The sequence below is a fragment of the Pontibacter aydingkolensis genome, from assembly GCF_019443125.1.
GTDB lineage: Bacteria > Bacteroidota > Bacteroidia > Cytophagales > Hymenobacteraceae > Pontibacter > Pontibacter aydingkolensis.
Genome location: NZ_JAHYXK010000011.1, coordinates 44,915 through 56,571, shown reverse-complemented (window position 1 = coordinate 56,571; position 11,657 = coordinate 44,915). Strand labels below are relative to the sequence as shown.

10 protein-coding genes are annotated in these 11,657 nt (G+C 46.4%); 4 read left to right on the top strand and 6 right to left on the bottom strand.

Features of this window, described 5'->3' with window-relative positions; all coding sequences use genetic code 11:
* Nucleotides 1-22: 22 nt before the first annotated feature.
* The 4 genes from K0O23_RS13725 to K0O23_RS13710 all read left to right on the top strand — a co-directional run bounded on the left by K0O23_RS13725 (nt 23) and on the right by K0O23_RS13710 (nt 4,206).
* Entirely contained in the window at nt 23-709 is a 687-nt protein-coding gene (locus K0O23_RS13725; RefSeq protein ID WP_219878006.1) for a succinate dehydrogenase cytochrome b subunit, read from the top strand.
* Nucleotides 710-729: 20 nt separating this feature from the next.
* On the top strand, nt 730-2,664 hold the full coding sequence (locus K0O23_RS13720) for a fumarate reductase/succinate dehydrogenase flavoprotein subunit (RefSeq protein WP_219878005.1): 1,935 nt from the start codon (nt 730-732) through the stop codon (nt 2,662-2,664).
* Nucleotides 2,665-2,787: 123 nt separating this feature from the next.
* Nucleotides 2,788-3,543, top strand: a complete 756-nt coding sequence (locus K0O23_RS13715) for a succinate dehydrogenase/fumarate reductase iron-sulfur subunit (protein WP_219878064.1) — start codon at nt 2,788-2,790, stop codon at nt 3,541-3,543.
* 138 nt (nt 3,544-3,681) lie between these two features.
* Nucleotides 3,682-4,206, top strand: a complete 525-nt coding sequence (locus K0O23_RS13710; protein WP_219878004.1) for an NADPH-dependent FMN reductase — start codon at nt 3,682-3,684, stop codon at nt 4,204-4,206.
* Between the two features lie 101 nt (nt 4,207-4,307).
* On the opposite strand, the gene ftsZ is transcribed toward K0O23_RS13710, so the two are convergent.
* The 6 genes from ftsZ to K0O23_RS13680 form a co-directional block, all read right to left on the bottom strand.
* Complete coding sequence (gene ftsZ, locus K0O23_RS13705) at nt 4,308-5,861, bottom strand: cell division protein FtsZ (protein ID WP_219878003.1); 1,554 nt, start codon at nt 5,859-5,861, stop codon at nt 4,308-4,310.
* A gap of 26 nt (nt 5,862-5,887) precedes the next feature.
* Nucleotides 5,888-7,201, bottom strand: coding sequence for a cell division protein FtsA (gene ftsA, locus K0O23_RS13700; protein ID WP_219878002.1), 1,314 nt, complete (start codon nt 7,199-7,201; stop codon nt 5,888-5,890).
* Between the two features lie 10 nt (nt 7,202-7,211).
* Nucleotides 7,212-7,859, bottom strand: coding sequence for a cell division protein FtsQ/DivIB (locus tag K0O23_RS13695; protein ID WP_317195693.1), 648 nt, complete (start codon nt 7,857-7,859; stop codon nt 7,212-7,214).
* Between the two features lie 100 nt (nt 7,860-7,959).
* Complete coding sequence (gene murC / locus K0O23_RS13690) at nt 7,960-9,369, bottom strand: UDP-N-acetylmuramate--L-alanine ligase (RefSeq protein WP_219878000.1); 1,410 nt, start codon at nt 9,367-9,369, stop codon at nt 7,960-7,962.
* Nucleotides 9,366-10,478, bottom strand: coding sequence for an undecaprenyldiphospho-muramoylpentapeptide beta-N-acetylglucosaminyltransferase (murG, locus tag K0O23_RS13685; protein WP_219877999.1), 1,113 nt, complete (start codon nt 10,476-10,478; stop codon nt 9,366-9,368). The genes murC and murG overlap by 4 nt, the downstream gene beginning before the upstream one ends.
* Nucleotides 10,471-11,640: an FtsW/RodA/SpoVE family cell cycle protein gene (locus tag K0O23_RS13680; protein WP_219877998.1), complete on the bottom strand. Its 1,170-nt coding sequence runs from the start codon at nt 11,638-11,640 to the stop codon at nt 10,471-10,473. Before K0O23_RS13680 ends, murG begins: the two co-directional genes overlap by 8 nt.
* Between the last annotated feature and the right edge of the window lie 17 nt (nt 11,641-11,657).

Here is an 11,657-nt window from a genome sequence, read left to right as displayed (position 1 = left end):
AATTAACCTATAACTAATACAGATGAATTGGTTTACTAAAACGTTTTCCAGTACAATCGGACGCAAGATCATCATGTCGATCACGGGTCTTTTCCTGATCTCTTTCCTGGTGGTCCACCTGGTTGGTAACCTGCAGCTTTTTAAGGATGACGGAGGCGCAGCCTTCAACGTTTATTCTCATTTTATGGGAAACAACCCTATTATCCGCACCATGGAAATTGTCCTGCTGCTAGGATTCCTTTTCCATATATATGATGCAATTGCACTAACACGCCGCAATAAAGCATCTCGCCCGGTAGGTTATGCAAACAACCACCCACAGGAAAACAGCACATGGTCTTCCCGTAACATGGGATTGCTGGGCACAGTTATACTTGTGTTTTTGATTATCCACCTGTGGAACTTCTTTGTACCGGCTCGTTTCGGTGGTCTGGACCCAATTGTGGTAGAGAACGTGGAGTATGATAACCTGTACATTAAAGTAGTTCAGTCGTTTCAGATCTGGTGGTATGTTGCCATCTATGTTTTGGCTATGGTTGCACTGGCTTACCACCTGATTCATGGTTTCCAGAGCGCGTTCCAGTCGCTTGGCCTTACGCACAAAAAGTATACGCCATTTATCCAGAAGTTCGGTTACGCTTTCTCTGTTATCATTTGCCTGGGATTTGCTATCATTCCGCTATACTTCTTCTTTTTCTTTGAGTTATAATTAAACTGATATAGTTTACTATGATACTAGATTCTAAAATCCCGGAAGGCAACTTAGCTGAAAAGTGGGATAAGCATAAATTTAATGTGAAGCTGGTAAACCCGGCTAACAAGCGTAAATACGATATTATTGTTGTTGGTACTGGTCTGGCTGGCGCTTCTGCCGCCGCTACCTTCGGTGAGCTTGGCTATAATGTAAAAGCATTCTGCTTTCAGGACTCTCCGCGCCGTGCGCACTCTATTGCTGCACAGGGTGGTATCAACGCTGCTAAAAACTATCAGAACGACGGCGACTCCATTTTTCGTTTGTTCTACGACACTGTTAAAGGTGGTGACTACCGTGCACGTGAGGCAAACGTTTATCGCCTGGCACAGGTGTCTGTCAACATCATTGACCAGTGCGTAGCTCAGGGTGTTCCTTTTGCCCGTGAGTATGGTGGCCTGCTTGCTAACCGTTCGTTCGGTGGCGCTCAGGTGTCGCGTACGTTCTATGCCCGTGGCCAAACCGGACAGCAGCTGCTTCTAGGCGCATACTCTGCGCTTAACCGCCAGATAGCTTACGGTAAAGTAAAAATGTACCCGCGCACCGAAATGCTTGACCTTGTAATGGTTGATGGCAAAGCGCGTGGTATTGTGGTTCGTAACCTTATCACAGGTAAGATCGAGTCGCATAGCGCACATGCGGTTGTATTGGCAACAGGCGGTTATGGTAACGTATTCTTCCTTTCTACCAACGCAATGGGCTCTAACGCGACGGCAGCCTGGAGAGCACACAAAAAAGGTGCTTTGTTCGCTAACCCGTGCTATACACAGATTCACCCAACCTGTATCCCGGTATCAGGCGATTACCAGTCTAAGCTAACGCTTATGTCTGAGTCGTTGCGTAACGATGGCCGTGTTTGGGTGCCTAAAACAAAAGAAATTGCTGAAAGGCTGAGAAAAGGCGAGATCACTGTTAACGATATTGCTGAGGCTGACCGCGATTACTACCTGGAGCGTAAGTATCCTGCATTTGGCAACCTGGTACCGCGCGACGTAGCATCTCGCAATGCCAAGCTGGTATGCGACGAAGGTCGTGGTGTGGGTGCTTCTGGTCTTGCTGTATACCTTGATTTTGCTGATGCGATCAAGCGTGAAGGCCAGCCTGCTATTGCAGCTAAGTATGGCAACCTGTTTGAGATGTATGCAAAGATCACAGACGAGAACCCATACGAAAGACCAATGCGTATTTACCCGGCTGTACACTATACGATGGGTGGCCTTTGGGTTGACTATAACCTGATGACCAACATCCCTGGCTTATACGCAACCGGCGAGTGTAACTTCTCTGACCACGGCGCTAACCGCTTAGGTGCATCTGCCCTGATGCAGGGTCTTGCTGATGGTTACTTCGTGATACCTTATACTATTGGTGACTATCTGGCGCAAACTCCTTACGACAAAGTAAGTACAGACCATCCTGCCTTTAAAGAAGCAGAGGCTGAGGTTATCGCCAAAAACAACCAACTGCTGAGCATCAACGGTACCCGTACAGTAGACGATTTCCATAAGGCTCTTGGCCTGATCATGTGGGATTACTGTGGTATGGCTCGTAATGCTGAAGGCCTGAAATTTGCAAAACAGGAGATTCGTAAGCTACGCGATGAGTTCTGGAGAGACGTAAAAGTAACCGGAGTGAACGAAGAGTTGAACCAGACTTTGGAGAAAGCTTACCGCGTTGCCGACTTCTTAGAACTAGGCGAACTGATGGTAGACGATGCGCTGCACAGAAACGAATCATGTGGTGGCCACTTCCGTGAGGAGTACCAAACCCCTGAAAACGAAGCTCTGCGCGATGATGAGAACTTTGCTTATGTTGCGGCCTGGGAGTTTACAGGTGTAGGCAACGAGCCTGTGCTGCACAAAGAAGAACTGAAGTTCGAGAATGTGAAGCTAACGCAGCGTAGCTATAAGTAATGATTAATTAATAATTAAGAATGAGTAATGGATCTGAAAACAGACGATTTAAAATTCTTAATTCATAATTCTTAATTCGTAATTAATAAAAAAATGGCTGGAAGTAATCCAAATGCTAAACCGATGGACCTTACGCTGAAGGTTTGGCGCCAAAAAGATAGAAACTCAGCAGGTTCCATGGTAACATATCCTGTTGTGGGCATTTCTCCTGACATGTCTTTCCTGGAGATGCTGGACGTTTTAAACGAAGACTTGCTGCGCAAAGGCGAAGAACCAATCGCTTTTGACCATGATTGCCGCGAAGGTATCTGTGGTATGTGTAGCTTATTTATTAACGGCCGTGCGCATGGCCCGGAGCGTGGCACTACTACTTGCCAACTGCACATGCGCCACTTCAGCCACGGCGACACGATCACAATCGAGCCCTGGAGAGCCGCTGCTTTCCCGGTGCATAAAGATTTGATTGTAGACCGCTCTGCGTTTGACCGTATCCAGCAGGCTGGTGGTTATATCTCTGTAAATACAGGTGGTGTACCGGATGCTAATGAAATTCCAATCCCGAAATCAATTGCTGACAAAGCTTTTGATGCGGCTACCTGTATTGGTTGTGGCGCCTGTGTAGCTGCTTGTAAAAACGCTTCTGCTATGCTGTTTGTGTCAGCTAAAGTATCTCAGATGGCTATGTTGCCACAAGGTAAAACAGAGCGTAAAACACGTGCTGAGAACATGGTTGCGCAAATGGATATCGAAGGATTCGGTGCATGCTCAAACACAGGAGCCTGTGCAGCAGAATGCCCGGTTGGTATCTCTTTAGAGAACATCGCCATGCTGAACAGAGAATATCTGGGCGCCAGACTAACGTCTGAGAACCTGGCTTAAACCTCATAGCTACTATATAAAAGGCGAGGCGGCTATAGCTCCTCGCCTTTTTCTTTTTTAACATATACCGTATACTAGCAGCAAGTATAACCTTAGCAGAGTTAACTTGTTAAGCAAGCATAAACGCAATACTATATAATGATCACATTAATATCCGGCACAAACCGCCCTGAATCAAACTCAAGAGCTGTCGTAAACATATATGCAGATCTATTATCTAAAAGAAACATCACTTACCAGATACTTGATCTTGCTGAGCTGCCTGCCGACTTTACAACATCTGCCCTTTACGATAACATTGGAAAGAATAAGTCATTTAACAAGTTAGCAAATATGATTGCCTCGTCAGATAAGTTCGTATTTGTAGTACCGGAGTATAATTCCTCTTTCCCTGGAGTGCTAAAAGCATTCATCGACGGACTGGAATATCCTAACACATTCAGGGATAAGAAGGGTGCTTTATTAGGTATATCATCAGGCATGCAAGGCAGCGGCTTATCGTTAAGCCACCTGACAGATATACTTAATTACCTAGGGATGCACATTATGGCTATGAAGCCAAAATTCGCACACATTGAAAAGAACTTTGATGGAGTAAAGTTAACAAACGAACTTTATCAGGAGCTGTTGGAGCAGCATGTAGACCAGTTTATCAGGTTTTAAGTATAGCAAAGTGTAAAATCTATACTTAAAGTATAAAAAATATAAAAGTAAAAGGGCCGCTTGTATCAGCGGCCCTTTTACTTTTATACTTGAGGTGTTACTTAGTCAACGTTATCGTGCAGGAAACGATTGTCGCCAAGAATCTCATTGTCATCATTAAGGTTAAAGCGGGAGATGTTGCGCTCAGAAGAGTGTGAGACCTTCTCCAACGACACATTGCGGCGCAGGTAAGCAGGCACGTCCAGCTTCTCCTTAATAGCCTCAGTGGTTATCTCAGAGCTTAGCATACGAAGGCGCTCACGGCGCTCCTCGGCACGGCGCTGCATCAACTCACGCTCTTCAGCGATTCTTTCAGTTTCTCTGGTCGCGCGCTCTTCGTCTCTAGCAACAGAACCAAAGAATTCATTCTGCGAGTTACTGTCTAAAGTATAGATTGTGCGCTGTGGCTGTGGCTGTTCTACAGGTCTGCGTACAGGCTGCTGCGGCTGCTCGTAAATTGACTGCTGCGGAGCAGGTGATGGCGCTGGAGACTGTGCCTGTGGAGTTGCCACTGGAGCAACAACTGGCTTTGCTACAAAAGCTGCAACTTCAGGAGATTCTACTTTAGCAGGCTCAGCTACTTCAATTTTTTTTTGGCTATCCAGGTCAAAAACGGTTTTCTTTGGCTCCATGATGTTATCGGAGTTGCTGGCAAAACCAGTTGCGATAACTGTTACGCGGATGCTTTGACCCAAAGAAGAGTCAATGCCATGCCCAAAGATAACCTCAGCCTCCTGGCCGGCTTTATCCTGGATATATTCTGTGATCTCGGTTAACTCGTCCATCTCAAGTTCAGCCTGCTCACCAGACATAATAGAAAGAAGGATTTTCTGAGCACCGTGGATATCTGTATTGTTCAGCAAAGGAGAAGAAAGCGCTTCTTCGGCAGCACGCAAGGCACGGCCTTCACCCTCTGTAGTTGCAGACCCCATAACTGCAGCGCCAGAGTCTTTCATAACAGTTTTCACGTCTTCAAAGTCAACGTTTACTTCAGCAGTAACTGTGATGATCTCTGCGATAGACTTTGCTGCCGTTGTTAACACGTTGTCAGCCTTAGCAAAAGCCTCGCGGATAGTCAGGTTACCGAACATCTCACGCAGCTTATCATTCAAGATCACTAGTATAGTGTCGCAGTTTTCGCTTAGCTCCTTCACGCCGTTTTCTGCAGCTATCTTCTTTTTCTTTCCTTCGAAAGCGAAAGGTGCCGTAACGATACCCACCGTCAGGATGCCGAGTTCTTTGGCTACTTTAGCAATAACCGGAGCGGCACCTGTACCGGTACCACCGCCCATACCAGCTGTGATAAACACCATCTTGGTATCGGAGCTCAGCATTTCGCGGATCTCCTCTTTACTTTCAAGGGCAGCGTGTTTGCCTTTTTCAGGGTTGGCACCAGCTCCAAGACCTTCTGTCAGGTTTTGGCCAATTCCTAGTTTATTAGGAACGCTGCTGCTCTTTAAGGCCTGTGCATCGGTGTTACATATAATGAACTCGACATCTTTAATGCCTTGGCTATACATGTGGTTAACAGCGTTGCTTCCACCGCCCCCGACGCCAATCACCTTGATGATGGACTTACTGCTAGATGGTAAGTCAAAAGTGTACATTGAAGTCATGCTAATTTCTCCTGCTCTAAAATGAGTTAATAACTTTGTTTGTTGTCTATGTCGTCAGACAGGAAACCTTTGATCATCTGGAAAAGACCGCCATTACTATCTTTGTCTTTGGCTGTTTTTTGCGCAGTTGCTGGCTTCGTGTGCTCTGTTTGTTCTTGTGTTTCAGTATAACCTGCGGCCATCTGGTCAATAGACTGATAGCCGGCAAGTACCAGACCAACGCTGGTAGCATACATTGGGCTCTTAACAGCATCAATCTTAGATTTCCCCAGATGCTCGTTAGGGTAGCCAATGCGCGTGTCCATACCGGTAATATACTCTACCAGTTGTACAAGATTCTGTAGCTGAGATCCACCACCGGTAATAACTATACCTGCTGCCAGGCTGCCGCCATACCCTGAACGCATAATTTCTGCGTAGATCAGTTCCACGATCTCTTCCATTCTTGCTTCAATAATATAGGCAAGGTTCTTCAAAGATATCTCCTTTGGCGTTCTGTCGCGCAGACCAGGTATCGAAACAATCTCATTCTCAGAGGCTTCGTCGGCAATTGCCTTACCAAACTTCACTTTAAGCTGTTCGGCCTGGTTTTGCATTACCATGCAGCCCTGTTTAATATCAGAAGTAATTATGTTACCTCCAAATGGTAGAACTGCCGTGTGGCGGATAATATTGTCTTTAAAAATGGCTAAATCCGTTGTTCCACCGCCTATATCAACCAAAACTACGCCTGCTTCTTTCTCCTCATCGCTCAGCACCGACATGCACGAGGCAAGCGGCTCTAAGATAAGATGATCTACTGCAAGGCCGGCACGCGTTACGCATTTGTTGATGTTGTTGATTGCGTTTGACTGTGCTGTAATGATATGGAAGTTACCTTCCAGGCGCACACCTGACATTCCAACCGGGTCAATAATGCCTTCTTCGTAATCCACTTTATACTCCTGTGGCATTACATGGATGATTTCGCTGCCCGGAGGCGTCACCAAACGGTACATGTCGTTTGTAAGGCGGTTCACATCCTCTACTGTAATCTCGTGGTCTGTGATCTGGCGTGTAATGCTGCCATTGTGCAGTAAACTCTTGATATGCTGTCCGGCAATCCCAACGTTCACTACGCCTATGTTGATACCTGACTGCTCCTCGGCCTGACGGATAGCTTTCTTGATCGCCTCAACAGTTTTGTCGATGTTGCTGACCATACCACGTACCACACCCTCCGATACGGCTTTGCCCATGCCCAGTATCTCCAGCTTTCCAAACTCGTTCTTCCGACCTACAAGTGCGCAAACTTTGGTGGTGCCAATGTCCAAGCCTACTACTATTTTGTCGTTTTGCATATCTGTATATTTATTCGCAAATAATCTGATCTTCGTACTCTACATTCACTCTTTTATATTTGTCCCAGCCTACCACAGGCAGCACTTCTTTATAAAAGATCATCAGTTTCCTGAATTTTGGTTCTACTTCGGTAGGCTTACCAAACTCAATGGTATGCTCTCCTACCTGAGGTAAAAACGATACTTTGCCTCTGCCGTCAATGTGCATCTGGGCAATCTGTGCTTTCCAAAACTGGTCGTTCTCAATGAACTGCAGCAAAGAAAGGTAACCCTGTCCTGTAGAGTCCTGAAAGAACTCGTTGTCCAGAGACTGTTTTAAAGCCGATTTGGTAATTGGTATTACACGAGCTGTGTATCTGTCTGAAAGCGGAAGTATGTTACCCTCCACATCAATGTAGACATCCTGGTCTGGTCGTATAATTCTTGCAATAGGCCTATTCTGTTTTACATTTACATGCACATTTCCATCGAGCCCCCGGTATACTTCGGCATCCTTCACAAACTTGTTTGCTTTGATGCGTTTCTCCAGGTTTTTCAGATCGATATTGCGGTTCGGAAGACCCTCTAACTTTCGTTCTCCTTCGCGGGTTAATAACCCCCTTACTTCCTTATCCCCAATAAAGTAATTGTTGTACTCATTATCAATATTTATTGACACTTTTTTGCAAATTTTTTCATTTTGCCTGGAATCAGCAAAACCTGCCAGTGCCCCGATTGATACGATGCTACAACCTGCAAAAATTAAAGATTTTATTTTACTATTCAAGCCCATGACGTTCTTTTTCTAAAAAATTTCTGATAGGCTTCACCAGCGTGTCGATATCACCGGCCCCAATCGTGGCCAGAACGTCAAAATCGCCGTTTTTAAGCAAATTTTCAATTATATTTTCTTTGTGCAATATTTCTTTTTTCTTGCATGTAACCTGCTCCAAAATCATCTCAGAGCTTACCCCGGGTATGGGTTTTTCGCGTGCCGGGTAGATATCGAGCAAAACCAGTTCATCAGCCATGCTCAGGCTCGCTGCAAACTCCTCTGCAAAGTCGCGTGTGCGGGTAAAAAGGTGCGGCTGAAATAGTACTTTTATATGCTTACCCGGATACAGCACACGCAGCGAAGTCATGAAGGCTTCAATCTCTTTCGGGTGATGGGCATAGTCATCAATGTACACTTTCCCCTGCCCCTCATAGATAAACTCGAAGCGCCTTTTAACACCCAAGTAACTTTCTACGCCGGCCTTTATACTTTGCGCATTAATTTGCACAACCTGTGCCGCAAGTATAGCTGCCAGCGTGTTCTCCACATTATGGAAACCCGGTAAGCCTAAACGCAAACCTTTAATTTCACTAAATGGACTAACGGCATCAAACTCAAACCAACGGCCATTTATATGCAGGTGCTGCACATGCGCTTGCCCTTCATTTAAGCCATACTTTACTACTTTCACGCCCTCCTGCACAAGGTCAGTCATGCGTGTATCTATACCTTCATGGATAAACAAGTAACCTCCTGGTTTCACCTGGCTGATAAACTTCTGGAAGGTCCGGATCATTTCATCCTTGTCGCCATAAATATCCAGGTGGTCCGGGTCAGCAGAAGTAACAATAGCCACATCCGGAAACAGCGTCAGGAAAGAACGGTCGTACTCATCTGCCTCCACCACTACGATTTCCTTACCACCCTCTCCCTTGCCTATCAATAGGTTTGAATTCAGGTTAGTGGAAATTCCTCCCAGGAAAGCAGAGCAATCCACGCCGGCATGGTGCAGCAAGTGTGTTACAATAGAGGACGTAGTGGTTTTACCGTGCGTACCCGCTACCGCAATAGTAAAGGCGCCAGCTGTTATAATGCCCAACACCTCTGATCGCTTTTTGATAGTATAACCCTGCACTTTCAGGTAAGCCCACTCAGAATGCTCTGCTGGTATAGCAGGTGTTAGCACTACTAGTGTCTGTTCTTTATTATCCAGTATCTCCTGTGGCAGAAACGCTACATCGTCTTCGTAGTGCACACGAATTCCTTCCTGCTCCAGTGCTTCGGTTAGCGGTGTTCGGGTTTTGTCGTAACCCCACACCGGATAACCCTTTGCATTGAACCAGCGGGCAATCGCACTCATGCCAATTCCCCCGATGCCTAAAAAGTAGATATAGTTATACTGCTCCAGTTTCACTTGATCAGTTTTATTAATTCGTTTACAATGTCGGCAGCCGCATTTGGCTTACCCATTTTAAGTATGTTCTGGCTCAGCCTTTGCTGCTCCTGCTCGTCCTGAGCAAGTTCGAGTACAGCTGGCACAAGTTGCTGACTTGCTTCCTGGTCGCGTACAAGTATAGCTGCATGCTGCTGCACCAGGGCCATCGCATTTTTAGTCTGATGGTCTTCGGCCACATTCGGCGATGGCACCAGCACAACAGGTTTCCCAACCAGACAAAGCTCTGATATGGATAACGCCCCTGCTCTTGAGATAACCACATCGGCCGCCGCATAGGCCAAATCCATACGCTTTATAAAGTCAAAAACTTTTATACCTTGTGTGCTATACTTTTGCTCCAACTCCTGCGCCTCCGGATAAAATGCTTTACCAGTTTGCCAGATCAACTGGTAACCAGCCTGCACGATCTGCACTATGCCGGCGGCTATACTTTGGTTAATGGTTCTGGCACCCAGGCTACCGCCAATTACAAGTATAGTTTTCTTTTCAGCAGTTATTCCAAAGTGAGCCAGTGCCTCCGCGCGCTTAGAGTTACTATCCAAAATATCGCTGCGAACCGGGTTGCCTGTTAATACCAGCTTCTCTGCCGGAAAGAAGGCTTCCATATTTGGGTAGGCTACACATACTTTATTAACCCTTTTGGCTAATAGTTTATTAGTAATGCCGGCATACGAATTTTGCTCCTGTATAAGTGCCGGAATTTTTCTGGCTGTTGCCGCATACAACAGAGGTCCGCTGGCATAGCCACCTACACCAACAACCGCATCGGGTTTAAATTCCCGTATGATATTATGCGACGCTTTTATACTTGACAGCACCTTCAACGGAAACGACAGGTTATCCAATGTAAGTCTGCGCTGTATGCCGCTGATCCACAGGCCAATGATCTTGTAACCGGCTTCGGGTACCCTAGTCATTTCCATGCGGCCCTGGGCACCTACAAAAAGTATCTCTGCCTCAGGGTTAACTTCCTTTAGCTGGTTGGCAATAGCCACAGCCGGGTAAATATGCCCGCCGGTGCCGCCACCGCTGATAATAACACGATATGGTTTCTGCTGATCAGGCATTTACCAGTGTGTTAGAGGGTAAAACATCATTATTGGCTGCAGCATGCTCCTTGCTTGCCTCTCTGTCTGTGCGGCTCACGCTAAGTATAATCCCCAACGAGATACCTGTAAAGATCAAAGAAGTACCACCCATACTTAGCAGGGGTAGCGGCAAACCTGTAATTGGACCAAGCCCAACAGCCACGCCCATGTTTATCATACCTTGTATCACCAGACTAAAACTAAGCCCGGCAGACAGCAAGCCGCCAAATGCGCCTGTGCTATTTGTAACTGTTACGAGCCCTCTGTAAAGTAGTGCCAGGTACAAAAACAGCACTACTACGCCTCCTATCAAACCGTATTCCTCCAGTATGATCGCAAATATAAAGTCGGAGTAAGGGTGGGGAAGAATGTCACGCTGGTCGCTGTTGCCTGGGCCTTTGCCAACCACGCCACCTGTTGCAATGGCAATGTAAGACTGCTCCAGCTGAAACGCCGTCTCATTCGGATCCATAAACGCTTCTACCCTGCTTATCGCTGTTTCAAGACGCTGCCCCAGGGCCAGCATTGCTCCTCCAAAAACCACTACAAACAGGAAAACCGTTATCAGGTATCTGAAAGGCACGCGCCCGATAAACATCAGCAGCATGCAGGTTGCGAAAAGCAGAACCGCTGTGGATGTATTGGTAAGCGCGATCAGGCCACAGATTGCCACAGTCCAGACCAACATCGGCAGCAAAGTCTTTTTCCAGTCTTTAAGCTCTAACTGTACCTTGGCCAGCATACTTGCCAGGTAAGAGATAAGCGCCAGTTTGGCTAAGTCTGAGGGCTGAAATGTCTGGTTTATAACCGGAATCGTGATCCAGCGGGATGCCTCGTTAATGTTGGAACCCCAGAAAAAGGTGAACAGTAATAATGGCACAGAAAGTATAAGCGCCACTAACGACAGCCTGGAATAATAACGATAAGGCACCTTATGGGCAGCCCACATAAAGCCAAGTCCAACCAAGATCAGCGAAGAGTGCTTCAACAGAAAATACTCTGTGTTCCCCTCATGGGATTTATAGGCAAGCGTACCAGTGGCAGAATACACCACCGCCACGCTTATAAGCGAGAACATAAAGACGATCCCCCACAATACAGGATCTCCCTTCAGGTTTTTCTGTAACCACTGCTTTATCATAAACCTTTGGCTAAATC